The following is a 24,043-nucleotide window of genomic DNA, read 5'->3' as shown; positions in this document are numbered from 1 at the left end:
AATGGCAACCCACGATCCCTATTACGTCCCCGCGCAGAGCAAGTGGCCGATCATCGCCACCATCGGCATGCTGGTGACGATGTTCGGCGTCGGCACCTGGATGAACGACATGAGCGCCGGCAAGGAACACTCCCACGGCCCGTGGATCTTCTTCGCCGGCGGGCTGATCCTGGCGTACATGCTGTTCGGCTGGTTCGGCAACGTCATCAAGGAAAGCCGCGGCGGTCTCTACAGCCCGCAGATGGACCGTTCGTTCCGCTGGGGCATGAGCTGGTTCATCTTCTCCGAGGTGATGTTCTTCGCCGCCTTCTTCGGCGCGCTGTTCTACGTGCGCCACTTCGTCAACCCATGGCTGGGCGGCGAAGGCCACCACGGCATCTCGCACATGCTCTGGCCGCAGTTCGAAACCGGCTGGCCGCAGCTGAACAACCCGGACAACAAGCTGTTCCCGCCGCCCAAGGAAGTGATCGATCCGTGGAAGCTGCCGCTGATCAACACCCTGCTGCTGGTCACCTCCAGCTTCACCGTGACCTTCGCCCACCACGCGCTGAAGAAGAACCATCGCGGCCCGCTGAAGATGTGGCTGGCCGCCACGGTGGCGTTGGGCGCGTGCTTCATCGTGCTGCAGGCCTACGAGTACCACGAGGCCTATAGCGAGCTGGGCCTGACCCTGGGCTCGGGCATCTACGGCGCAACCTTCTTCATGCTCACCGGCTTCCACGGCGCCCACGTGACCATCGGCGCGATCATGCTGAGCATCATGCTGATCCGCATCATTCGCGGGCACTTCGACGCCGACAAACACTTCGGCTTCGAGGCGGCCAGCTGGTACTGGCACTTCGTCGACGTGGTGTGGATCGGGCTGTTCATCTTCGTTTACGTGCTGTGAGGACGTTCCGCCCGCGGCAAGCTCAAAAGCCCCTCACCCTAGCCCTCTCCCAAAGGGAGAGGGGACCGTTCGGCGCAGGATGAAACCGTAACGTCAGCCGGCACGCAAAGCCCCCTCTCCCTGAGGGAGAGGGCTGGGGTGAGGGGGAACGCAGGCACAAGGCTTCAGAGGAAGACGATTGCTCCTACCCAGAGCAATACGGAACTAGAAATGCCAGGGTGCGGAGCTGCCGAGTTGGCCGCTGAGGAAACCCCAGGCGATCAGAGCGACGGTCAGGGCAGTCAGGGTGACACGCACGGTCAGCGCGTTGACCACCCGCGAACCGTGGCCCTCGTCCTTGACCAGAAAGAACAGGCCACTGAACAGACTGACGACGGTCGCCAGCAACAACAGAACGATCGCAGCTTTGAGCACTACCGGCCTCCTGTCCGCAGGGGACTGGGGTTGAGGGGGATGTCTTGCAGTATAGCCAGCACGCTACCGAGCACCGCCAAGGCCGCGCCACGCGCGCCTTCCGGCCGGGCATTGCGCCAACCCTGGTGGTCCTCGCGCTGCTGCCGGTGCTGATCGGCCTGGGCTTCTGGCAGCTCTCCCGCGCCGCTGAAAAACGCACCCTCCTCGCCGTTGCCGAAGCCCAGCGCCTGCAGGACCCGATCAGCATTGCCGAGCTCGAGCGCCAGCCACCGCGCAGCTACGTTCGCGTGCGCCTGCAGGGCCAGCTCGACGCTGAACACACCGCCCTGCTCGACAACCGCACCCGCAACGGCCAGGCCGGTGTCGAGGTGCTGCAACCCTTCTTCGACCGCGTCGGCCACCAATGGCTGCTGGTCAACCGCGGTTGGGTGCCCTGGCCGGACCGTCGCGTGCCACCGAAGATCGATACGCCCAATCACGACCTGCTGCTGGACGCCTGGACCTATGCCCCGCCAGCCGCCGGCCCAAGCGCCCCGCTCGCCAGCTGGCCGCGCCTGATCACCCAGGTGGACGCCCCGTTCCTGTGGGACCAGCTCGGCCGCGAAGGCAGCCCGCTGGAAATTCGCCTGGAACCGGGCGACGCCGCCTTCGACACCGACTGGCCGATCGTCGCCATGCCCCCGGAGCGCCACGTCGGCTACGCCGTGCAGTGGTTCGCCCTGGCTATCGCACTGTCCGCCCTTTACCTCTACCTCGGCATCCGTCGCGCACGGGAGACCCTTGACCATGACCGCCATGACTCTGCCTGACGCCCCCAACCGCCGCCGCGGCCGCGTGCAACTGCTGCTGATCCTCGGCATGGTGCTGGGGCCGATGCTGCTCGCCACCGCCATGTACAAGCTGCAGTTCTGGGTGCCAGAAGGCCGCAGTTACAGCGGCGACCTGATTGCCACCGGCCAGACCCCGGCGGACCTCGGCGTACAGGCCGACCAGTCGAGCGAACATTGGCAACTGCTGGTCACCGCACCGGAGGCCTGCGCCAGCGACTGCCAGCAACTGGTCTACCTGGCGCGGCAGATCAACATCGGCCTCGGCCGCGAAGCCAGCCGCGCCGAACACGCGCTGGCCTTTGCCAAGCCGCTGCCGGCCGAGTTCACCGGCCTGCTCGACAAGGACTACCCGCGCCTGCAACGCCTGGGCCTGACGCCCAACCAGCACACCGGCGCCCAGCCGCAGCTGTGGATCGTCGACCCGCACGGCAACCTGGTGCTGCGCTACGACGCCAAGGCCAACGGCAAGTCGATCCTCAAGGACCTGCAGTTGCTGCTGAAGCTGTCCAACATCGGTTAAGAACCTGTTTACGATCTCGTGAGCTAGAGCAGAACAAGGCAAAAGCGGGCTAAAAAAGCGGAGTCTACGCGGCGTAAATGAGCATTGTTTAGCCCGCTTTTAACGCAGTTATGCCGACGCGCAGCAGATCGTAAACAGGTTCTAAGAGCTCGCCAGCCCCAGACAACAACAAGATCGGGAGCGACGCATGATCCAGGCAAGACGCAAACCCGCCTTCTACCTCGCCGTGCTGGCCACGGCGCTGGCCTTCGTGGTCATCCTTCTGGGCGCCTACACCCGCCTGACCCACGCCGGCCTCGGCTGCCCGGACTGGCCCGGCTGCTACGGCTTCGTCCACGTACCGCTGAACGAGGCACAGCTGGCCCACGCCGAGATGCATTTCCCCGACTCGCCGGTGGAGGCGCAGAAGGGCTGGAACGAGATGATCCACCGCTACTTCGCCGGCAGCCTCGGCCTGCTGATTCTCGGGCTGGCGGTGCACGCGCTGGTACGGCGCGGCCGCGACGGCCAGCCCATGCGCCTGCCGCTGCTACTGCTCGCCGTGGTGATCGCCCAGGCCGCGTTCGGCATGTGGACGGTCACCCTCAAGCTCTGGCCGCAAGTCGTCACCGCGCACCTGCTCGGCGGCTTCACCACGCTGTCGCTGCTGTTCCTGCTCAGCCTGCGCCTGTCCGGCGCCTTCGCCCCGCTGCAGTTGCCCGCGAAGCTGCGCGCACTGGCAGCCGTCGCCCTGCTGATGGTGATCGGGCAGATCGCCCTCGGCGGCTGGGTCAGCAGCAACTACGCGGCGGTGGCCTGCATCGACCTGCCGATGTGCCATGGCGAATGGTGGCCGAACATGGACTTCGCCAACGGCTTCCACCTCACCCAGCACATCGGCCCCAACTACCTCGGCGGCCAGCTCGACAGCGACGCCCGCACGGCCATCCACATGACCCACCGCATGGGCGCGCTCTGCGTGACCGCGGTGATCCTGCTGCTGGCCTGGAACCTCCAGCGCCACGGCCTGATCGGCATCACCGCGCTGATGCTGCTGGGGCTGTCCCTGCAGATCGGCCTGGGCATCAGCAACGTCCTGCTGCACCTGCCGCTGCCGGTGGCGGTGGCGCACAACGGCGGCGGCGCCTTCCTGCTGCTGATGCTGGTGCTGGTGAACTACCGGGTGCGCGCGCCCGCAACGAAACGCGTCGAGCTGCCCGCCAGCAGCCCGATTGCCCTGGACGCCCTGGAGCGCCCGGTGGCCTATCCCTCCCAAGGTTGAGATTGCACAGTTGAGTACGATGGCCGGTGCCGAGGCGCGCCGGTCCCTATCCAAGCCAAGCAGTCAGCACAAAGACGGAGAAATGCCCATGGCCAGCGTCATCAGCACTTCCAGCCAAGCCAGCTGGCGCGACCTGCTCGAACTGACCAAGCCCAAGGTCGTGCTGCTCATGCTGATCACCTCGCTGATCGGCATGCTGCTCGCTACCAAGGCCGGCGTACCCTGGCAGGTGCTGGTCTTCGGCAATCTCGGCATCGGCCTGTGCGCCGGCGGCGCGGCGGCGGTGAACCACGTGGTGGACCGGCGCATCGACTCGATCATGGCGCGCACCCACAAGCGCCCGCTGGCCGAAGGACGCGTCTCGCCGCCCATCGCGCTGGGCTTTGCCATGTTGCTGTCGATGGCCGGGATGGCGGTGCTGCTGGTGTTCACCAACCCGTTGACGGCCTGGCTGACCCTGGCTTCGCTGCTGGGCTACGCGGCGCTCTACACCGGCTTCCTCAAGCGCGCCACGCCGCAGAACATCGTCATCGGCGGCCTCGCCGGCGCCGCCCCGCCGCTGCTGGGCTGGGTCGCGGTAACCGGGCAGGTCTCCGCCGAACCGCTGCTGCTGGTGCTGATCATCTTCGCCTGGACCCCGCCGCACTTCTGGGCCCTGTGCCTGCACCGCAAGGACGAATACGCCAAGGCCGACATCCCGATGTTGCCGGTGACCCATGGCGAGCACTACACCAAGCTGCACATCCTGCTCTACACCCTGGTGCTGTTCGCCGTGACGCTGATGCCCTTCGCCATCCACATGGCCGGGCTGGTCTACCTGCTCGCCGCGCTGGCCCTGGGCGCACGCTTCCTCGACTGGGCCTGGGCGCTCTACTGCGGCAGCCGACCCCATGCAGCGATCAAGACCTTCAAGTACTCTATCGCCTACCTGTTCCTGCTGTTCATCGCGCTGCTGGTGGACCATTACCTGCCGCTGCACCTGAACTACTGAGGATTCGCGAGCAAGCTCGCTCCTACAGGGGAACTCCGTTTGTAGGAGCGAGCTTGCTCGCGAACATCACCGCCCCTGCCAACGGCACTAACAGCAGCACAAAGCCCAGACGTCCCGACCCACGAGTACCCCATGACCCGAGTCAACAAGACCGTCTTCATCCTCGTCGCCATCGTCGCCGTGATCCTCGGCCTCACCGTCCAGAAGGTGCTCAACCAGCGCCACCAGCTCGACCCGACCGTGCTGCTCGACGCCGGCATCGTGATCCTGCCGCAAACGCGCAGCGTGCCCGACCTCGCCTTCACCGACCAGGACAGCCAGCCGTTCCAGACCTCCAGCCTGAAGGACAAGTGGTCCCTGCTGTTCTTCGGCTACACCTTCTGCCCGGACGTCTGCCCCACCACCCTGGCGCAACTGCGCGAGCTGCAGACCAAGCTGCCGCCGGAAGTGGCGAAGAACCTGCAGGTGGTGTTCGTCAGCGTCGACCCGCACCGCGATACTGCGCCACGCATCAAGGAATACCTCGGCTTCTTCAACGCCGGCTTCAAGGGCATCACCGGCTCGGAAGAGAACGTGCAGAAACTGGCCAACGCCATGAGCATCCCGTACATCCCGGCGGACACCAGCAAGCCCAACTACACCGTCGACCACAGCGGCAACCTCGTGCTGATCGGCCCGGACGGCACCCAGCACGGCTTCATCCGCGCCCCGCTGCATAACGACAAGCTGGTCGCCCAGTTGCCCAGCGTGGTCAGCGCCAGCAACTGACTCCGCGACACCGTGTCTCACCCCCAACGGCCACCCGATAACGGTGGCCGTTGTTTTTTCTGCGCCATTCGCCCCGATAGCGGACAAATACGAACTTTCTGCTAAACCTCTTCCCATGGCTCTGACGCGGTGTAATACGCGGCCTTGAAGCTCCCGGGCGATTTTCCTGACCCCGTAGTCAATGTAAAAAATCTGCTACAGGAAATCAGGCATCAGTAATGACTCATACTCCATATTAGAAACATTAATTAACACCTATGCCTGAGCCTGTTGCAGGATTACCGGGCCTTTCGGTGGGTGTGGGGAGCCTCTGATGGGTGGTCATTCACGGCGAGGATGACATGTCCGTCCGGTCACAATAGGCAATTAGGCTAAACACCAGGGTCCACGCGGCCTCGGTGGTGACTGGAAAACTACGGGTCCGAACGTGACTTGTAGTTATCGCTTCGTACCACTCCAGAACTTCTTGATGCCCTCCAGGTTCGATTGCACAATGCCGCGGCCACCGGGTCACAGCCCGGTCAGAGAATAAGAACTAGACCGTTGCCAGTTCGATAACCCGGGTCGCCAACGTAGTAGCCCGGACAATCCCAGGATCACGCAGGAGATTTGCGAGTGCAGATCGGTGTACCCCTCGAGACCCAAGCCGGTGAGACGCGGGTCGCAGCAACGCCGGAGACGGTCAAGAAACTGATCGGGCAAGGCCATCAGGTGGTCATCCAGAGCGGTGCGGGCGTCAGCGCCAGCCAGCCGGATGCCGCCTACGAAGCTGTCGGCGCGAAGATCGGCACTGCCGCCGATGCGCTCGGCGCGGAACTGGTGCTGAAGGTTGTCGCGCCCAGCGAAAGCGAGCTGGCGCAGATGAAGTCCGGCGCCGTGCTGCTTGGCATGCTCAATCCGTTCAACAACGAGAACATCGCCCGCATGGCCGAACGCGGTATCACCGCCTTCGCCCTGGAAGCCGCGCCGCGTACTTCCCGCGCGCAGAGCCTGGACGTGCTCTCCTCCCAGGCCAACATCGCCGGCTACAAGGCCGTGCTGCTCGCCGCCCACCATTACCCGCGCTTCATGCCCATGCTGATGACCGCCGCCGGCACCGTTAAGGCCGCCCGCGTGCTGATCCTCGGCGCCGGCGTAGCCGGCCTGCAGGCCATCGCCACGGCCAAGCGCCTGGGTGCGGTGATCGAGGCCTCGGACGTTCGTCCGGCGGTGAAGGAGCAGATCGAGTCCCTGGGTGCCAAGTTCGTCGACGTGCCCTACGAGACTGATGAAGAGCGCGAGTGCGCCGAAGGCGTTGGCGGTTACGCCCGCCCGATGCCGGCCTCGTGGATGGAACGCCAGGCCAAGGCCGTGCACGAACGCGCCAAGCAGTCGGACATCGTCATCACCACCGCACTGATTCCGGGCCGCAAGGCACCGACCCTGCTGCACGAGGCGACCGTCGCCGAAATGAAGCCAGGCTCGGTGGTCATCGACCTCGCGGCATCGCAAGGCGGCAACTGCCCGCTGACCGAAGCCGACCAGGTGGTGGTCAAGAACGGCGTGACCATCGTCGGCCTGAGCAACCTGGCCGCGCTGGTGCCGGCAGACGCCTCCGCACTCTACGCACGCAACCTGCTCGACTTCCTCAAGCTCACCCTGACCGCCGAAGGCTTCACGGTGAACATGGAAGACGACATCGTCGCCGCCTGCCTGATGTGCCGCGACGGCCAGATCGTGCGCAAGAACGGCTGAGCCCTTCTTATATAAGAACGCGCCGGACCCCGCGTCCGGCCCTGAAGACCGGTGAGAAACTATGGAAGACATGCTGATCTCCCACGGCATCTACAACCTGATCATCTTCGTGCTGGCGATCTACGTCGGCTACCACGTGGTCTGGAACGTCACCCCTGCGCTGCACACCCCGCTGATGGCAGTGACCAACGCCATTTCCGCAATCGTGATCGTCGGCGCCATGCTGGCTGCCGCCCTGACCGTCACCCCGCTGGGCAAGGCCATGGGCACCCTGGCCGTGGCCCTGGCTGCCGTGAATGTGTTCGGTGGCTTCCTGGTCACCCGCCGCATGCTGGAAATGTTCAAGAAGAAAGCGCCGAAGGCGGAGAAGCACTGACATGAGCATGAACCTCGTCACCCTCCTCTACCTCATCGCCTCGGTCTGCTTCATCCAGGCCCTCAAAGGCCTGTCGCACCCGACCACCTCGCGCCGCGGCAACCTGTTCGGCATGATCGGCATGGCCATCGCCGCACTGACCACCGTTGCACTGGTGTTCAAGATCAGCAGCGAAATCGCCACCACCGGCATCGTCTACGTGATCATCGGCCTGCTGGTCGGCGGCACCGCCGGTTCGATCATGGCCAAGCGCGTCGAAATGACCAAGATGCCGGAACTGGTCGCCTTCATGCACAGCATGATCGGCCTGGCCGCCGTGTTCATCGCCATCGCCGCCGTGGTCGAGCCGCAGTCGCTGGGCATCGTGCAGAACCTGGGCGATACCATCCCCACCGGCAACCGCCTGGAACTGTTCCTCGGCGCGGCCATCGGCGCCATCACCTTCTCCGGTTCGGTGATCGCCTTCGGCAAGCTGTCGGGCAAGTACAAGTTCCGCCTGTTCCAGGGCGCCCCGGTGCAGTTCGCCGGCCAGCACATGCTCAACCTGGTGCTGGGCCTGACCACCCTGGGCCTGGGCCTGCTGTTCATGTTCACCGGTAACCTGACCGCCTTCGTGGTGATGCTGGCGCTGGCCTTCATCCTCGGCGTGCTGATCATCATCCCGATCGGCGGCGCCGACATGCCGGTCGTGGTGTCGATGCTGAACTCCTACTCCGGCTGGGCCGCGGCAGGTATCGGCTTCTCGCTGAACAACTCGATGCTGATCATCGCCGGCTCCCTGGTGGGTTCCTCGGGCGCGATCCTCTCCTACATCATGTGCAAGGCGATGAACCGCTCGTTCTTCAACGTCATCCTCGGCGGCTTTGGCGCCGAAGCGGACGCTGGCGGCCCGGCCGGCGCCAAGGAAGCCCGCCCGGTGAAATCCGGTTCGGCCGACGACGCCTCGTTCCTGCTGACCAACGCCGACAGCGTGATCATCGTCCCCGGCTACGGCCTGGCGGTGGCCCGTGCCCAGCACGCGCTGATGGAACTGGCCGAGAAGCTGACCCATCGCGGCGTCAACGTGAAGTTCGCCATCCACCCGGTTGCCGGCCGTATGCCGGGCCACATGAACGTCCTGCTGGCCGAGGCCGAAGTGCCTTACGAGCAGGTGTTCGAGATGGAAGACATCAACTCCGAGTTCGGCCAGACCGACGTGGTGCTGGTACTGGGCGCCAACGACGTGGTGAACCCGGCAGCGAAGAACGATCCGAAGTCGCCGATCGCCGGCATGCCGATCCTCGAGGCCTACAAGGCCAAGACCGTGATCGTCAACAAGCGCTCGATGGCCAGCGGCTACGCCGGCCTGGACAACGAACTGTTCTACCTGGACAAGACCATGATGGTCTTCGGCGATGCCAAGAAAGTCATCGAAGACATGGTCAAGGCCGTCGAATAAGACGACCGTCGATCCACAAGACACCGGCCTTGCGCCGGTGTCTTGCTTTCGGGCAACGCGAAAAGCGCTGGACATTGGTAGTAAGAAGGCCCCGGCCGGGCGATTTTTCGACCTTGGTATAAGAGCCAAAAATCGCCGAGTCCCTAGACTGGCGGCCTCGCACTTCCTACTGCCCGAGGTTTTCCCATGTTCCGTGATCGCGTGCGTATGTCCTCCCTGTTGGACAAGGTGATGACTGCCGACCAGGCCGCGGCCCTTATCAAGGACGGCATGACCGTCGGCATGAGCGGTTTCACCCGCGCCGGCGAAGCCAAGGCCGTACCCAAGGCCCTCGCCGAGCGCGCCAAGCAGGAGCCGCTGCGTATCAGCCTGATGACCGGTGCCAGCCTGGGCAATGACCTCGACAAGCAGCTCACCGAAGCCGGTGTCCTGGCCCGCCGCATGCCCTTCCAGGTCGACAGCACCCTGCGCAAGGCGATCAACGCCGGCGAGGTGATGTTCATCGACCAGCACCTCTCGGAAACCGTCGAGCAGCTGCGCAACCACCAGCTCAAGCTGCCGGATATCGCCGTCATTGAAGCCGTTGCCATCACCGAGGAAGGCCACATCGTGCCGACTACGTCGGTAGGCAACTCGGCCAGCTTCGCGATCTTCGCCAAGCAGGTCATCGTCGAGATCAACGTCGCGCACAACGCCAACCTCGAGGGCCTGCACGACATCTATATCCCGACCTACCGCCCGACCCGCACGCCGATCCCGCTGACCAAGGTCGACGACCGTATCGGCAGCACCGCGATCCCGATCCCGGCGGAAAAGATCGTCGCCATCGTCGTCAACGACCAGCCGGACTCCCCGTCCACCGTGCTGCCGCCGGACGGCGAAACCCAGGCCATCGCCAACCACCTGATCGACTTCTTCAAGCGCGAAGTGGATGCCGGCCGCATGAGCAACAGCCTCGGCCCGCTGCAGGCTGGCGTCGGCACCATCGCCAACGCGGTGATGTGCGGTCTGATCCAGTCGCCGTTCGAGAACCTGACCATGTACTCCGAAGTACTGCAGGACTCGACCTTTGACCTGATGGATGCGGGCAAGCTGCGCTTCGCCTCGGGCAGCTCCATCACCCTGTCTGCGCGCCGCAACGCCGAGGTGTTCGGCAACCTGGAGCGCTACAAGGACAAGCTGGTACTGCGCCCTCAGGAAATCTCCAACCATCCCGAAGTGGTCCGTCGCCTGGGTATCATCGGCATCAACACGGCGCTGGAATTCGACATCTACGGCAACGTGAACTCCACCCACGTCGGCGGCACGAAGATGATGAACGGTATCGGCGGCTCGGGAGACTTCGCCCGCAACGCGCACCTGGCCATTTTTGTCACCAAGTCCATCGCCAAGGGCGGCAACATCTCCAGCGTGGTGCCGATGGTCAGCCACGTTGACCACACCGAGCACGACGTGGACATCCTCGTCACCGAGGAAGGCCTGGCCGATCTGCGTGGCCTGGCGCCGCGCGAGCGCGCCCGGGTGATCATCGACAACTGTGTACACCCGTCCTACCGCGACGCCCTGAACAGTTACTTCGATGCCGCCTGCGAGCGCGGCGGCCATACCCCGCACATCCTGCGCGAGGCCCTGGAGTGGCATATCAATCTGGAAGAACGCGGCCACATGCTGGCGGCAAGCTGATTCCAGACACCTTGCGGGTCATTCAGCAATGAATGGCCCGCAAGGGTTTACAGCCGGAAAAAAACCACGTAAAAACACTCCTGAACAGATTTTTATCCCGCTCCAACTGTTCAGCTTCCCTCGCCGACTCCTTGGCCGGCACCCTCGAAAGACCTCAGACATCCGCCAATTGCGCACCAGAATGGAGCGCAGCGGTACAGTTCGCCCCGAAAAAGACCATTACAGTTCAAAATTACAATCGGCTGACCAACCGCAATACAGTACAACTGTACCTGTCATCCCTGACCAAAAAGTCAGATCATATGCTCAATCCATTCAGCAACTGACTACTCGCCACAAGCGAGAAGGATGACCACCATGGAACGTACCCTCGGTTCCGCAGCTCTGAGCACCACCCGTAGCACCTCCAGCGCCCATCGTGGCCTCGTCGGCACCGTTCGCCTGTGGCAGCGCCGCATGGAAAGCCGCCGCCAGCTGGCCCGCCTGGATTCCCGCCTGCTGGCTGACGCCGGCATCAGCGAAGCGCAGCGTTACGCCGAACTGAACAAGCCGTTCTGGCGCTGATTCAACAGTACAACTGAGCCACACTCTCCAGGCTCGCTTTAACTGTACTGGTAGATTGCCTGAGGCCGCTCATCTGGAGCGGCCCTTGGCATTCCGGAAGTCCGCTTTTCTCTCGCATTACCGCCCCGCCCTGATCACAGAACAACCAGCTGCAACGGTGGCGGTACAGTTCTGTTTTTTGCCTCGCTGTACTCCCGCAATAACCCATCGCTGCCTCTGACGCGCACTCTCGACCAGTGCGAGCCTGTATCGACCGTCCACCACGGTCACCAGGAGGCCCCGCCATGGAACGCGCACTGTCATCCGACCTGCCCACTCCGCGCCCAGCTTTGCAGCTGCGTCGTCTGTTCGCGGTATTCGGCGAATGGCTTCGCAACGCCCGAACCCGTCGCCAACTTGCCGAGCTGACCAGCCAGCAGTTGGCCGATATCGGTATCAGCCCCAGCGAACGCGTGAGAGAAATCTCGAAACCGTTCTGGCGCTGAATGCTGGTGACGCCGATCAGTCTTGGCTAGTCTGACCACAGTTAGAGTGGCCGCCCCGGCCACCTTTTGTTTGGTCTTATCCGGAGCCACTCCATGAAGAACAGTCTTCGCCTGATCGCCGCCGCTGCCCTGATCGGCTGCGCCACCGGCGCCTACGCCACCAGCTTCGTCTACACCACCGACCTGTCGGTGCGCGCCACCGGGGCTACCTCCGACGGCACCTCGGATATCAGCAACTCCTTCAAGGACGACAAGATCGTCCTTGAAGCCCGTGACGACGCAGCCACCTTCGTCGCCAGCCAGGGCCAGATCCGCGGCGCGCACCTGGAAGCCGCTCTCGCCCACATCCGCAGCAAGCTGCCGACCCTGGCCGCCAACGATCAACAACTGGCCCAGGCGATCCTGACCATCTGATCGCTGTATCCTGCCGCGCCGGGCGCTCCGCCCGGCGCTCTGCGCTGGCTCTCTCCAGCGCATTCCGTTAGCCTTGGCGGTCGTACTTTTCCGATCGTCCGAGCCCATGCGTACTCTGCTGTTCCTACTGCCGCTGATTGCCTGTTCCCTGCCCGCCGAGGCATTCGACCAGACGACCCAGTTCCCGGTGGGGACCAGCTACGCCACCAGCCAGGTCACCAGCGGCCCCTTCGACAACAAACTGCTGCGTGGCGCACGCGACGACGCGGCGCAGTTCGTTGCCACCGACGGCGCCTTGCGCGGCGCACGCCTGGAAGCAGCACTGCACTGGCTGCGCCAGGAACATCCGGGGCTGGCAGCGAACGATCGGGAACTGGCCGAAGCAATTCTTGCCAAATAAGTTGTGAGCAGCCCCAGCTGCCCTTTCGGAGACATCCATGCGCCTCAGCTCGCTTTCCAAGAGCCCCCTGATCCTCGGCCTGCTGCTCGCCGCCTGCGCGTCCACCGCCCAGGCCCAATCGGTAGTCCGCGTGTTCAACATCACCACCAACGCCTTCGCCCGCAGCATCGACTTCACCTCGGACACCACCACCTCCGTGCGTGACATGAAGGTCGTCCGCGAGGCCCGTGACGATGCCGCCAGCTACGTCGGCAGCGACGGTGCGATTCGTGGCGCGCAGCTCGAAGCCGCGTTCAAGGTGCTGCGCGAGCAGGTGCCGCAGGCACGCGAAGCCTCCGATCAGGACCTGGCCGAAGCCATCCTCGCTCTGTGAGACTCCGGGCTGGCCGCTGGCTGGCGGCCCTGGCACTGACTGTCGCCGCCAGCAGCCACGCCGCGCTCCGTCTGGAGCTCGACACCGACGGCCTGGGCGCTGCCCAGCGCCAGGCCAGCCAGCAACTGCTGGACGAAGCCCTGCAGACATTGCCGACCAGCTTCGTCGAGCGCCTGGACCGCAGCGTCCAGGTACAGTGGCGCGACGACCTGCCCAGCAATGGCATGGGCCGCACCTTGCGTCCCGGTGCCATCGCCCTGAACAGCCGCTATCTGGGCCCACTCACCGACGGTAGCGCCGCCACCGAGCAGACCGGCCGCACCCATGGCACCTTGCGCCGCGAACTGCTGGCCACCCTGCTCCACGAACTGACCCACCTCTATGACCGCGCTCGCCTTTGGGACGCCGCCGAGGCCCGTAACATCCGTCGCTGCACGATGCGCGACAAGAGCCTCGGCCGCGTCGGTGCGCCGGATGAGTGCCGTGGCCAGACCGGCCGTCGCTTCACCCTCTCGGACGACCCGCGCCTGCTCGACCTTGCCGGCTGGCCGCAGTACGCCGGCAAGCACGGCGAGCGCGAGCAGCACAATCGCTTTCTGCTGCGCAGCCCGGACAAGTACGAGCTGACCAACCCGCGCGAGTACGTCGCGGTGAACATGGAGTACTTCCTCCTCGACCGCAGCTTCGCCTGCCGCCGCCCGACACTGTACCGGTACTACGCAGCGCGCTTCGGCGAGCGCCCGCATGACCAATGCTCGAACCAGTACGCCTACCTCAACGCCGGGCGTGACTTCGGCCGCCAGCCGCTGGGCTATCTCGACCCCGAACGGGTCTACGAGGTCGATTACCTGATCGCCGAGGCCAACAACGAGATCGCCAGCCGCTGGGGCCACACCATGCTGCGCCTGGTGGTCTGCGCGCCGGGACGCCCGCGTGGCCCGGCCTGCCGCCTGGACCTGGACCAGCACCTGGTGCTGTCCTACCGCGCCTTCGTCGGTGACCTGCAGCTATCCAGCTGGGATGGCCTGACCGGCGCCTATCCGTCGCGCCTGTTCGTATTGCCGCTGTCCCAGGTGATCGAGGAATACACCAAGGTCGAGCTGCGCAGCCTTGCCTCGATTCCGCTCAGGCTCAGCCGCGATGAAGTTGCCAGCCTGGTCGAACGCTCGGCGCAGAGCCACTGGAGCTACGACGGCAACTACTACTTCCTGTCCAACAACTGCGCCGTGGAAACGCTCAAGCTGCTGCGCAGCGGCATCCAGCGCCAGAGTCTGCAGGCCATGGACAGCATCACTCCTTACGGTGTGCTCGGCCTGCTGGAGAACAAGGGCATTGCCGATGCCAGTGTGCTGGACAACCCCAAGGAAGCCTTGCGCCTGGGCTATCGCTTCGACTCTTTCCGCGACCGCTACCAGGCCATGTTCGATGTGCTGAAAAAGCGCATGAATGTCCCGCAGGACAAGGTGGAGGACTGGCTCGCGCTGCCCGCCACCGAGCGCCGCCCCTGGTTCGACAAGGCCGACCTGCGCTCCAGCGCCGCCTTGCTGCTGCTCGAACAGGCCTCGCTGCGGCGTCAGCTGCTGCTCGCCCAGGACGAGCTCAAGCGCCTGTACCTGAGCAATCCGGACGCCATGCAGAGCAAGCCGGACCTCGCCGCGGCCGGCAAGACGCTGCAGCAGATCCTCGACGACAGCGGCTTCCTCAGCCGCCCGGCGGAGCTGCTCGACGGCGGCTACGGCCTGCCGCAGGCAGCGGAGACCACGACCCTGGAGAAGCAGACGCAGCAGCGCCAGCAACGTCTGCGCCAGCTCAGCGACAATCTCGACCGCGAAGTGCGCGCCCTGCTCACCCCGGAACGCCGCGACGAGCTGGCGGCGCTGGAAGCCAACACCAAGCAGATCGGCGCGCATCTGCGCGAGCTGCACAAGGCATCGGGCGGGCTGGAGCTGCCCTGATACTCCGCCACTGCTCTTGTAGGATGGGTGGAGCGCAGCGATACCCATGCTGCCGCTGAGCCGCTAGCGATGGGTATCGCTACGCTCCACGCCATCCTACGAAGGCTTCACCCTGCCGCCCTCTCGGAGCACTAAAGCTTCTCCTCCCACTCCTCTTCCAACTGCTCGTCCAGGTGAATCCACGGCAGCCGGCTGTTCACCCAGATATGCCGGTTGGGCAGCACCGTGGCGACCTCTTCCAGAGTCGCCGTGGTTACATCCATGGTTTGCGACGCGTGGTCGGTGAACAGTGCCAACTGAGCGCCACAGTTGCGACAGAAGTAGCGCACGCAGGGCGGCGAAGAGCGGTACTCGGCAGGCTTGCCGTGGGTCCAGCGAAAGCTCTGCAACGGCACCGTGACCCAGGTCGTGACTATGCCGCCGGTGGTGCGCCGGCAGATCGAGCAGTGACAGTGCGCAACGTCCGTCAGCTCGGCATCGCACTCGTAACGCAGTTGGCCGCAATGGCAGCCACCGGCATGTACTGTACTCATCGGTGATCCTCCCAGTCAGTCGTATTCGGCCGCTTCATGGTCGCCCAGCAGCCGGCGTTGTCGCGCCGTGCAGGCGGCAAGCACTTGCGGGTTGAAAGCCCATTGCAGGTAAGGCGAGAACTTCTGCGCGACCATCCGCCGGCCATAGTGCACCTGCAGCAGGTAGCGCGTGCGCTGGCTGGTGTTACGGCTGCCGGCGTGCCACAGATCGCTGCGAAACAACAGGCAATCGCCTGCTGCACACAGCACCGGCTCGGCCACCCTGCCCGCCCACTCGCGCTCGTCCGGCGCCGGCGTGCGGCCTGCGCGATGGCTGCCGGGAATCACCCAGGTGGGGCACAGCGCCTCGTCGATGTCATCGAGGTAGATTTGCGCCGTGCAGATGAACATCGGCAGATCGATGTCCGCCCCTGGCAGTGCAACCGGCAAGTAGTCCTGGTGCATATCGGCGCCGATGAAGCCGGGATGGCAACGCCAGGCCGTCTGACCGATCACGTGGCAGTCCGAGCCCAGGGCGGCTTCCGCCACCTCGATCAACCCCGGCGGATCGAGATAGGGCAACCATCGGGGGGAACGGTTGAACACGCACTTGTAGTGATCCACCAGCCCTTCGTAATCCCAGTGGCAGGGCCGCAGGCCATCGATCAGCGAGCGCACTTCGACAATCTGCTCGGAGTCCAGCAAGCCGCGCAGCAGAACGAAACCGTCCTCGCGCAAGGCCTGCAGGGTGTCGCTCACGCCGACTCCCCGCTACCCAGCAGGGCCTGGGCGCGCTCCAGGGCATCGAGGAAGGCTCCCAGCACTTCTCCCGGCTCGGCGCCTTGCCGCGTCACGCAATGGAACTCCGAAACATAGGCCAGCTGCGCCGGTCGGATCGCCCGCAGGCGATCCTCGGCGACCCACTCCGCCGCGTAGTGCGTCGGCAGGTAGCCAATGAAGGTAGCGCTGAACACCAGGTTGGCGATGGCTTCCATGCTGTAGGCATTGGTGGCACGGCTGAAGACCAGCCCGTGGGGCCGTCGGCTCTCGGTCATGTAGCCACGCCCGACGTATTCGGCGGCGCAGATCTGCTCCAGCGAAGGCTCGTCCGCCGCTCGCTCGAAGAACGGGTGCCCAGGGGCGCAGTAAAGGTTCTGCTCCTCGCGGAACAGCAACTGGTAGCGCAGGCCGGACAAGCGATGGTGGAACGCGCCGATGGCCAGTTGCAGGCGCTCCTCCAGTACGGCGTTCTCCAGTTCGTCCGGACGCTGGGTATGCAGGTTCAGGCGCACCCGCGGGTTGCCGCCGCGGAATAGCCGGATGGCCAGCGGCAGCGGCCAGCAGTGCTGGCCGAGCACGCCATCGACGCAGCCCAGGTGCAGCACCTCGCGGTCGCGGCCGCCCAGCCCTGTCACCTGCTCGCGGAAGCGCTCGATATCGACGAACAGGCCGAGCGCCGCTTCATACAGTTGCTGCCCTTCCTCGGTGAGCTGGAAACCGCTGCTGCCACGCCGGCAGAGCGAATATCCCAGGCGCAATTCGAGATCGCGAACCAGCACGCTCAGCCGCGACAGGCTGGTATTCAGGCGCACCTGGGCGGCGGTGAAGCCGCCCGCCTCGACAATGGTGCAGAAGGTGCGCAGCAGGCGCAGGTCGATATCGGACAGATTGCCCAGCATGGGAGTTCTCGTGGCGGCGGGCGCAGGCCTTCCGTTATAGCGCCGAGCGCGCCGCCCCGTGAACCCCCAGGGCGGTCACCGGCGCGCAGCGACCGAATCGGCCAGGACGCAGAGCAGTTCGAACATCATGGTGGCGCCCACCAGCGCGGTCGCTCCGCCCTGGTCGAACGGCGGCGAAACTTCCACCACGTCGGCGCCAATCAGGTTCAGCCCCTGCAGGCCGCGAATCATGTGCTGCGCCTCCAGGGTGGTCATGCCGCCGATCTCCGGCGTTCCGGTACCGGGCGCGTAGGCCGGGTCGAGCACATCGACGTCGAAGGTGACGTAGGTCGGCTCCTGCCCCACCACGCGGCGGACTTCGGCGAGCGTGGCCTCCACTCCCAGGTCGGCGAACTCTTCCATGTGGATCACGCGGATGCCTTGCTCAAGGGCGAAGGCTTCGTCGTCGGCGTCGTAGATCGAACCGCGAATGCCGATCTGTACCGTGCGCTTCGGGTCCAGCAGGCCTTCCTCGATGGCCCGGCGGAACGGCGTGCCGTGGGTGTATGGGTTGTCGCCGAAGTAGCGGTCGTTGGTGTCGGAGTGGGCGTCGAAATGCACCATGCCGACGGGCCGCTCGGCGGCCAGCGCGCGGAAGATCGGCAGGGTCACCAGGTGATCGCCACCCACCGACAGCGGGATGGTGCCGGCGGCATGGATGCGCCGGTAGAAGCCCTCGATCTGCTTGAGCGAATCGAGCAGGTCGATGGGATTCACCGGGGCGTCGCCGATATCACCGATGCGCAGCAGGTCATAGGGCGCGATGCGGCTGACGTGGTGCACCTTGCGCATCAGGCTCGACTGGTTGCGCACCTCGCGCGGGCCGTGACGGGCGCCGGCGCGGTTGGTGGTGCCGCCGTCCCAGGGCACGCCGAGCAGGGCGATATCGACCTGCGCCGGGTCTTCGAAGATCGGCAGGCGCATGAAACTGGGGATGCCGGCAAAGCGGGGGACCTGCGCGGCATCCAGGGGTTGCGGGAAGTCGTGGGGCATGGGGCGTCTCCTGTCGGATTGGGGTTCAATCGGCCTGCGCCTGCAGGCTGGCAGCCGGCGCGCCGGCGAGGCTGACCACCACGAAGGTGACCAGGCTGGCGAGCAGGCCGTAGGCGATGGGGGTATTGGCGAGCACGCCGTCGATGGCCATGAAGGCGACCACCACCAGGCAGCCCACGACGATGCTGGCCATGGCTCCGCGAGCGGAGGCGCGGCGCCACAGCAGGGCGCCGAGGATCGGCACCAGCAGGCCGCCAACCAGCAGGTTGTAGGCAATGCTCAGGGCACCGATGACGTCGTTCACCAGGCACGCCAGGGCCAGCATCACCACGCCCATCAGCAGCGTGAACAAGCGGCTCTCGCGCAGGCCGTTGGGCGCGCCGGGGCGCAGGAAGCGCGCATAGATGTCCTCCTGGAACACCGTGGCGGCCGCCAGCAGGCAACCCGAGGCGGTGGACATGATGGCTGACAGCGCCGCTGCCACGACCAGCCCACGCAGGCCCGGCTGGAGCACCTGGCGGGTGACTTCCGCATAGGCGTTCTCCGGCACCGCCAGGTTGGGCAGCAGCACATGCGCGGCTGCGCCGATCAGTGCACAGGCCAGGCCGTAGAGCATGCAGTAGACGCCCGCGCCAAGGCCGGCGTAGCGCACCACCTTCTCGCTGCGCGCGGTGAACACGCGCTGCCAGATGTCCTGGCCGATCAGGGCGCCGAAGAAGTACAGCAGGAAGTAGGTGAGGATGGTGTCCAGGCCGATGTGGCCAAGATCGAAGAAGCCCGCCGGCAGTACTTCCTGCATACGCGACAGTCCGCCCGCCTGCTGGATCGACAGCGGCAGCAGCACGGCGAAGATGCCCAGCGTCTTGATCACGAACTGGATGATGTCGGTGAGGGTCAGCGACCACATGCCGCCGATCACCGAATAGACAATGACGATGCCGCCGCCGCAGAGGATTGCCGGAATGCGCGGAATCTCGAAGACCACCTCGGTCACCGAGCCGATGGCGATGGTCGCGGTGACCGCCACCATCAGGTCGTACGCGACCATCACGATGCCACCGATCAACCGCGAGGACGCCTGGTAGCGCTGCTCGAGGATCTGCGTGACGGTATAGACCTTCAGCCTGGCGATCTGCCGCGAGAACACCAGGCTGAGGACGATGATCCCCAGGCCCAGCATGAACACCAGCCACAAGCCGGACAGCCCGTAGAGGTAGCCGAGTTTCACGGTGCCGATGGTGGAAGCACCGCCGAGCACCACCGCCGCCATGGTGCCCAGGTAGAGCCCCGGGCCGAGGCGGCGCCCGGCCACGAGGAAGTCGTTCTGGTTGCGCGCCTTGCGCATTCCGTACCAGCCCAGGGCAAGCATGCCCAGGGCGTAGACCAGCATGATCAGGTAATCGAGCAGCATCGCGGGGGGCTCCTGTTGTTGTTGTGTGGGAATCAGGCCTTCGCCCCAGCAGCCTGATGCGCCTCGCCCCGCCGGCAAATCCCCGAAGCCGGAAGCCAACTTTCGCTGCCGCGAAAGTGCTGCTACAGCCTCCATCCACAGGCCATCAGGCGCTCTTCCAGGCACCTCTCGCGAAAAACTTCTGCCTCCCCAAGTGCTTGATTCGTATACGTATGTTATCGTTGTATACTGTGTATACAGCGTAAACGGAGCTGTTCAAAAAGTGACCACCGTTGTTTCGTTCCGCGCCGATGACGCCCTGGTGGCAGCGCTGGACCAACTGGCCCGCGCCACTCACCGGGATCGGCCTTATCACCTGCGCCAGGCCCTGGCGCAGTACCTCGAGCGCCAGAGCTGGCACGTGGCGGCCATCGATGAAGGCGTGGCGGATGCCGATGCCGGCCACCTGCTCGCGCACGCCGCCATCGAAGCCAAGTGGGGCCTGGCATGAGCCTGCAGTGGACGCACAAGGCGGCGGCCGACCTGGACGCCATCTACGACCACTACGTCGTACTGATCGGCCCGGAGAAGGCGCTGCGAGCCATCCAGGACATCGTCGAGCAGGTGAGCCCGCTGGCGAACCTGGAGCAAAGCAGCAGCGGCGCGCCCAGCGAGGTTCCGGGCGTGCGCGAATTGGCGGTCGAGCGCTGGCCATACCAGGCCGCATTTCGGGTAAAAGGCCGTTCTGTACAGATTTTGCGCATCGACCGTGTGGATAACTCGGGGTAAAAGTGGCCGCATGGTTACAAGATGTTTCAAAGTATTGACTTTGTCATTTGCTCAAAAAGCATCCAAATGAACGCAAGCAGGTACAGCAGTCTTTCTATCAACCAGTCCTGGTCATATGGATATTCTGTGACCGCAAACCTCACGTGCAGTCATCCAGGCTGAGCGACGCCTGGCTTTTTCCAGGCAACAAAAAACCCGGCCTTGGCCGGGTTTTTTCGTTTTTGGCGCTTTCGCCAGTGCTATCAGGCGGCTTGCCAGTTCACCGGCAGTTGGCCTTCTTTCCAGGCAAAGCGATCGAGGTGGCTGACCACCACGTTCTGCAGGCGCTCGAGGCCTTCCGCATCGGCGGACTCTGCCTCCATCAGCAGGGCTTCAGGCGTTGCCTGCAGGCGGCAGGTGCCGAAATCGAAGGTCAGCACGCCGCGGTCTTCAGTCAGTTCGACCGGCAACTTGTGGGCGAAGTGGTTGCACAGGCGCTTGAGGTAGCGCGCGGCATCGGGGGTAGCAACGGTGGCACGGCTCGAAGGCATCTTTTCTCTTCTCCATTTTGGGAGATGACATCCTAGGCGCCGGCAATCAAGGGAAAAACCCGCTATTTTGCCTTTCACTCTTTAGCGGAGCTTCACAATGGACAATCTTCGCGGCATGGCGGTATTTGCCACCGTGGTCGCGCGCGGCTCCATGGCCGCCGCAGCGGAAGCGCTGGGCATGACGCCCTCGGCGGTCAGCCAGCAGATCCGCAAGCTCGAAGCCCACGCGCAGGTCACGTTGCTGCACCGAACCACCCGCAAGCTGACCCTCACCGAGGCGGGCGAAGCCTTCTACCGCAGTTGCGCGCAGATGCTGGCGATTGCCGAAGAGGCCGAGCAGCGCCTGGGCGAATGGCGCGAGGCGCCGGTGGGTGAGCTGCGCCTGGCCGCACCGGTGGGCTTCTCCGGCAAGCTGATCACCGAGGCGCTGCGCCCGCTGCTGGAGAACCATCGCCAGTTGCGCCTGCAACTGTTCTTCCACGACGAGCAGATCGACCTGATCGAGCAGCGCATCGACCTGGCGATTCGGGTTGGCAGCCTGTCCGACTCCAGCCTGGTGGCCCGGCACCTGGCCGAGTGGAACAACGTCATCTGTGCCGCCCCTGCCTATCTGCGCCGGATGCCGGCCATCGACCATCCGCAGCAGCTGCAGGGCGTCGACTGGCTGGCGCTGAACACCGTGGCACACCAGGCCTACCTGAACTTCAGCGGGCCGGGCGGGGAGAGCTGCAAGCTGCGGCTCGAGGCGCGCGTGGCCGCCAACAGCATGATTGCCCTGCGCCAGTTCACCCTCGACGGCCTCGGCGTTTCCGCCCAGCCGGAGCCGGAGGTGCGCGAGGCACTGGAGGAGGGCAGGCTGGTGCGCCTGCTGCCGGAGTGGTCGCTGCCACCGTTCGGCATCTACGCCGTCACCCCGCGCCGCGATGCGCAGCCGGCCAAGGTGAAAGTCGCCATCGAGGCACTGCGCCGGCATCTCGGCGGCTCGACCACGCTGCGCTTCCACGCGCCGGTATGAGGCGCGCTACCATGGCCCTCTTGATGCCCGGAGTGAACACGACATGGCCCTGAACTGGACCTGCAAGCACCACCGCGACCTGACCAAGGAAGAGCTCTACGCCGTCCTGCAACTGCGCACCGAAGTCTTCGTGGTGGAACAGAAATGTCCTTACCAGGAAGTCGATGGCCTGGACCTGATCGGCGACACCTGCCATCTGATGGTGGAGCAGGGCGGTCAGCTGATCGGCTACCTGCGCCTGCTCGACCCGCAGCAGCACGACGGCGACGTAGTGATCGGCCGCGTGGTGATCGCCCCGCAGGGCCGCGGCACCGGCCTTGGCCACCAGCTGATGGAACAGGCGCTACAGGCCATCGCCAAGCGCTGGCCTGGGCTGCCGGTATACCTCTCGGCCCAGGCGCATCTGCAGGGCTACTACGGTCGCTATGGCTTCACGCCGGTGACCGAGGTCTACCTGGAAGACGACATCCCGCATATCGGGATGCGTCGCGTCGCCTGAATCAAGCCGGGTAATGCCGGCCAAGGAAGTCGCCCAGCAGGGCGTTGACCCGCTCCGGCTGCTGGCTCTGAATCCAGTGGCCGCAGTTCTCCAGCACATGCTGTTCGAGGTTGGGCACGTGCTCGGGCATGCGCTGTACGGTGTACGCCTCGAAACGGCCCACCGGGTCGCGGTCGCCGATCAGGAACAGCGTCGGCTGCTCGACCTTGCGCCCGGCCAGCGGCTCGGTGCGCTGCCAACTGCGCTCGAAGTTGCGGTACCAGTTGAGCGCGCCATGGAAACCACGACCCTCGAAGGTCCGCACATACCACTGGAAGTCTTCGGCGCTGCACCAGCTCGGGTGCGCCGGCGGCGGTGGCAGGCCGTCGAACAGGCGGTCATCGGGGGACTGCTCGGGAGCCAGGCGCACGTTGTCGCCGAGGAAGTGGCGCAGGCTCAGCGCCACGTCCGCATCCAGCTCGGCCTCTGCGCGGCCGGGCTGCTGGAAGTAGAGGATGTAGAAGAACCTGCCGGCGAACACCTCGCGCATGATTTCCACCGGCGGGCGTTTCGCCCGGCCGGCGAAGGGCACCGAGAGCGTCGCCAGGACCTCCACGCGCTGCGGCTCCAGCAGCGCCAGGTGCCACGCCACCGGCGCCCCCCAGTCATGGCCAAGCATCGCCACGCGCTCATGCCCCAGCGCGTCCATGGCGCCCTGGATGTCCGCGCAGAGCGTCAGCACGTCGTAGGCGTCCACCTCCTGCGGCGCGCTGCTCTGGCCGTAACCACGCATCTCCGGGACGAACACGCGGTAGCCGGCAGCGGCGAGGGCGCGCATCTGGTGCTGCCAGGAATGCCAGCACTCGGGAAAACCGTGCAGCATCCACACCGGTTTGCCGTCCGCCGGGCCGCAGCTGTAAAGGCTGAGCTGGATGCCGTTGACTGCCAGCAACTGGTGTTCGAAGTCGTTCATGGCACGCGCTCCCGCGAAGTGTGAGCTTCACTATGCCAAGCCCGGCGCCTCGGTCGAACCCTATTCACCAGGCGAATGAGCAGACCTTCCAGCCGGCGCAACGGCGCAGGCAAGGCTGGATAATCCCCGGCGCCGCCAACGACACCAGCAAGGAAGAAACCTCGTGAAACGCCAGCCCTCTGCTCAGCTCTGCGCGGAACTCGATGCCATCCTGCGGGCCGAACTTCGCGCCGGCAACCAGCTCGGCGAAGGCCCTGTGCGCACCGACTGGCCGCAGCCCGGGTCGATCTACGCGGCCCTGCGGGACAGCCTGAAAACCCGCGCGCCGGGTGACTCAGGCCCCGTTCGCCACTCGATCTGCCGCGATCCGCACTACGGCTGGAACGACGAATGCTACTGCGAATTGCACGGCGACCTGCTGGTCGCGGGCAGCACGCAACGCCCCTGACCACAGGCCTACGAAAAGCCTTGCAATCTGTCGATAAAAAACAGCATCGTATTCTGCACAGCGAAACATGATTCCGTAAAACAAGATAAAGACGGAGCACAG

Annotated in this window: 29 protein-coding genes; 21 read left to right on the top strand and 8 right to left on the bottom strand. The window is 65.0% G+C overall.

Going from position 1 to position 24,043, the window contains the following annotated elements; translation table 11 throughout:
• Position 1 precedes the first annotated feature (1 nt).
• A complete protein-coding gene (locus L6D89_RS28345; protein ID WP_138213360.1) occupies positions 2–889 on the top strand; it encodes a cytochrome c oxidase subunit 3 in 888 nt (295 codons plus the stop codon).
• Positions 890–1,093: 204 nt separating this feature from the next.
• On the opposite strand, the gene L6D89_RS28340 is transcribed toward L6D89_RS28345, so the two are convergent.
• Positions 1,094–1,303 (bottom strand): twin transmembrane helix small protein, encoded by a 210-nt coding sequence (locus L6D89_RS28340; RefSeq protein ID WP_236172261.1) that lies wholly within the window; start codon positions 1,301–1,303, stop codon positions 1,094–1,096.
• A 44-nt stretch (positions 1,304–1,347) separates the two neighbouring features.
• Here L6D89_RS28340 and L6D89_RS28335 point away from each other — a divergent pair, with 44 nt between their 5' ends.
• The 15 genes from L6D89_RS28335 to L6D89_RS28265 all read left to right on the top strand — a co-directional run bounded on the left by L6D89_RS28335 (position 1,348) and on the right by L6D89_RS28265 (position 15,095).
• Complete coding sequence (locus tag L6D89_RS28335) at positions 1,348–2,112, top strand: SURF1 family protein (protein ID WP_236201838.1); 765 nt, start codon at positions 1,348–1,350, stop codon at positions 2,110–2,112.
• On the top strand, positions 2,090–2,653 hold the full coding sequence (locus L6D89_RS28330) for a hypothetical protein (protein WP_236172263.1): 564 nt from the start codon (positions 2,090–2,092) through the stop codon (positions 2,651–2,653). The genes L6D89_RS28335 and L6D89_RS28330 overlap by 23 nt, the downstream gene beginning before the upstream one ends.
• Before the next feature lie 187 nt (positions 2,654–2,840).
• A complete protein-coding gene (locus L6D89_RS28325; protein WP_236201837.1) occupies positions 2,841–3,914 on the top strand; it encodes a COX15/CtaA family protein in 1,074 nt (357 codons plus the stop codon).
• 88 nt (positions 3,915–4,002) lie between these two features.
• Positions 4,003–4,905 carry a heme o synthase gene (cyoE, locus tag L6D89_RS28320; protein WP_236201836.1) on the top strand — a complete coding sequence of 301 codons (903 nt, stop codon included), beginning with the start codon at positions 4,003–4,005 and terminating at the stop codon, positions 4,903–4,905.
• 132 nt (positions 4,906–5,037) lie between these two features.
• Complete coding sequence (locus L6D89_RS28315) at positions 5,038–5,673, top strand: SCO family protein (RefSeq protein ID WP_236172266.1); 636 nt, start codon at positions 5,038–5,040, stop codon at positions 5,671–5,673.
• Positions 5,674–6,288: 615 nt separating this feature from the next.
• Positions 6,289–7,407, top strand: coding sequence for a Re/Si-specific NAD(P)(+) transhydrogenase subunit alpha (locus tag L6D89_RS28310; protein ID WP_054907497.1), 1,119 nt, complete (start codon positions 6,289–6,291; stop codon positions 7,405–7,407).
• A gap of 61 nt (positions 7,408–7,468) precedes the next feature.
• Positions 7,469–7,783, top strand: a complete 315-nt coding sequence (locus L6D89_RS28305; RefSeq protein ID WP_015474896.1) for an NAD(P) transhydrogenase subunit alpha part 2 — start codon at positions 7,469–7,471, stop codon at positions 7,781–7,783.
• A 1-nt stretch (position 7,784) separates the two neighbouring features.
• The gene (locus L6D89_RS28300; RefSeq protein ID WP_045213558.1) at positions 7,785–9,221 is read left to right on the top strand and encodes an NAD(P)(+) transhydrogenase (Re/Si-specific) subunit beta; all 1,437 of its coding nucleotides are present in this window, start codon (positions 7,785–7,787) and stop codon (positions 9,219–9,221) included.
• 186 nt (positions 9,222–9,407) lie between these two features.
• On the top strand, positions 9,408–10,904 hold the full coding sequence (locus L6D89_RS28295) for an acetyl-CoA hydrolase/transferase family protein (protein WP_236172269.1): 1,497 nt from the start codon (positions 9,408–9,410) through the stop codon (positions 10,902–10,904).
• 357 nt (positions 10,905–11,261) lie between these two features.
• Positions 11,262–11,468: a DUF1127 domain-containing protein gene (locus L6D89_RS28290; RefSeq protein ID WP_015474893.1), complete on the top strand. Its 207-nt coding sequence runs from the start codon at positions 11,262–11,264 to the stop codon at positions 11,466–11,468.
• A gap of 284 nt (positions 11,469–11,752) precedes the next feature.
• The gene (locus tag L6D89_RS28285; protein ID WP_236172270.1) at positions 11,753–11,953 is read left to right on the top strand and encodes a DUF1127 domain-containing protein; all 201 of its coding nucleotides are present in this window, start codon (positions 11,753–11,755) and stop codon (positions 11,951–11,953) included.
• A 93-nt stretch (positions 11,954–12,046) separates the two neighbouring features.
• Positions 12,047–12,367, top strand: a complete 321-nt coding sequence (locus tag L6D89_RS28280; protein WP_236172271.1) for a DUF2388 domain-containing protein — start codon at positions 12,047–12,049, stop codon at positions 12,365–12,367.
• 106 nt (positions 12,368–12,473) lie between these two features.
• Entirely contained in the window at positions 12,474–12,767 is a 294-nt protein-coding gene (locus L6D89_RS28275) for a DUF2388 domain-containing protein (RefSeq protein WP_236172272.1), read from the top strand.
• 37 nt (positions 12,768–12,804) lie between these two features.
• On the top strand, positions 12,805–13,140 hold the full coding sequence (locus tag L6D89_RS28270) for a DUF2388 domain-containing protein (protein ID WP_017517696.1): 336 nt from the start codon (positions 12,805–12,807) through the stop codon (positions 13,138–13,140).
• On the top strand, positions 13,137–15,095 hold the full coding sequence (locus L6D89_RS28265; RefSeq protein ID WP_236201835.1) for a DUF7844 domain-containing protein: 1,959 nt from the start codon (positions 13,137–13,139) through the stop codon (positions 15,093–15,095). Before L6D89_RS28270 ends, L6D89_RS28265 begins: the two co-directional genes overlap by 4 nt.
• Positions 15,096–15,226: 131 nt before the next feature.
• On the opposite strand, the gene L6D89_RS28260 is transcribed toward L6D89_RS28265, so the two are convergent.
• The 5 genes from L6D89_RS28260 to L6D89_RS28240 form a co-directional block, all read right to left on the bottom strand.
• Entirely contained in the window at positions 15,227–15,628 is a 402-nt protein-coding gene (locus tag L6D89_RS28260; RefSeq protein ID WP_236201834.1) for a GFA family protein, read from the bottom strand.
• Positions 15,629–15,643: 15 nt separating this feature from the next.
• Positions 15,644–16,366, bottom strand: coding sequence for a phytanoyl-CoA dioxygenase family protein (locus tag L6D89_RS28255; RefSeq protein WP_236201833.1), 723 nt, complete (start codon positions 16,364–16,366; stop codon positions 15,644–15,646).
• The gene (locus L6D89_RS28250; protein WP_236201832.1) at positions 16,363–17,286 is read right to left on the bottom strand and encodes a LysR family transcriptional regulator; all 924 of its coding nucleotides are present in this window, start codon (positions 17,284–17,286) and stop codon (positions 16,363–16,365) included. Before L6D89_RS28250 ends, L6D89_RS28255 begins: the two co-directional genes overlap by 4 nt.
• A gap of 75 nt (positions 17,287–17,361) precedes the next feature.
• Positions 17,362–18,318 carry an agmatinase gene (gene speB, locus L6D89_RS28245; protein ID WP_236201831.1) on the bottom strand — a complete coding sequence of 319 codons (957 nt, stop codon included), beginning with the start codon at positions 18,316–18,318 and terminating at the stop codon, positions 17,362–17,364.
• A 25-nt stretch (positions 18,319–18,343) separates the two neighbouring features.
• The gene (locus tag L6D89_RS28240; RefSeq protein WP_236201830.1) at positions 18,344–19,729 is read right to left on the bottom strand and encodes a sodium:solute symporter family protein; all 1,386 of its coding nucleotides are present in this window, start codon (positions 19,727–19,729) and stop codon (positions 18,344–18,346) included.
• A gap of 262 nt (positions 19,730–19,991) precedes the next feature.
• On the opposite strand from L6D89_RS28240, the gene L6D89_RS28235 reads away from it, so the two are divergent.
• Positions 19,992–20,219, top strand: a complete 228-nt coding sequence (locus L6D89_RS28235) for a CopG family ribbon-helix-helix protein (RefSeq protein WP_236201829.1) — start codon at positions 19,992–19,994, stop codon at positions 20,217–20,219.
• On the top strand, positions 20,216–20,497 hold the full coding sequence (locus tag L6D89_RS28230; protein ID WP_236172280.1) for a type II toxin-antitoxin system RelE/ParE family toxin: 282 nt from the start codon (positions 20,216–20,218) through the stop codon (positions 20,495–20,497). The genes L6D89_RS28235 and L6D89_RS28230 overlap by 4 nt, the downstream gene beginning before the upstream one ends.
• Positions 20,498–20,739: 242 nt before the next feature.
• Here L6D89_RS28230 and L6D89_RS28225 read toward each other — a convergent pair whose 3' ends face one another.
• Positions 20,740–21,027 carry a DUF2218 domain-containing protein gene (locus L6D89_RS28225; RefSeq protein ID WP_236201828.1) on the bottom strand — a complete coding sequence of 96 codons (288 nt, stop codon included), beginning with the start codon at positions 21,025–21,027 and terminating at the stop codon, positions 20,740–20,742.
• Between the two features lie 97 nt (positions 21,028–21,124).
• On the opposite strand from L6D89_RS28225, the gene L6D89_RS28220 reads away from it, so the two are divergent.
• On the top strand, positions 21,125–22,042 hold the full coding sequence (locus tag L6D89_RS28220; protein WP_236201827.1) for a LysR family transcriptional regulator: 918 nt from the start codon (positions 21,125–21,127) through the stop codon (positions 22,040–22,042).
• A 43-nt stretch (positions 22,043–22,085) separates the two neighbouring features.
• Positions 22,086–22,541 carry a GNAT family N-acetyltransferase gene (locus tag L6D89_RS28215; RefSeq protein ID WP_236201826.1) on the top strand — a complete coding sequence of 152 codons (456 nt, stop codon included), beginning with the start codon at positions 22,086–22,088 and terminating at the stop codon, positions 22,539–22,541.
• A 1-nt stretch (position 22,542) separates the two neighbouring features.
• Here the strand turns inward: L6D89_RS28215 and L6D89_RS28210 are convergent, their stop codons facing one another.
• Entirely contained in the window at positions 22,543–23,493 is a 951-nt protein-coding gene (locus L6D89_RS28210; RefSeq protein ID WP_236201825.1) for an alpha/beta fold hydrolase, read from the bottom strand.
• A gap of 163 nt (positions 23,494–23,656) precedes the next feature.
• Here L6D89_RS28210 and L6D89_RS28205 point away from each other — a divergent pair, with 163 nt between their 5' ends.
• Complete coding sequence (locus L6D89_RS28205; protein WP_236201824.1) at positions 23,657–23,941, top strand: hypothetical protein; 285 nt, start codon at positions 23,657–23,659, stop codon at positions 23,939–23,941.
• The last annotated feature ends 102 nt before the right edge of the window (positions 23,942–24,043 follow it).

The organism is Pseudomonas pseudonitroreducens (assembly GCF_021603645.1).
In the GTDB taxonomy this organism is placed as follows: Bacteria; Pseudomonadota; Gammaproteobacteria; order Pseudomonadales; family Pseudomonadaceae; genus Pseudomonas; species Pseudomonas pseudonitroreducens.
Note: the sequence above shows the minus strand (reverse complement) of the source record. Positions and strands in the feature narration are given on the sequence as shown.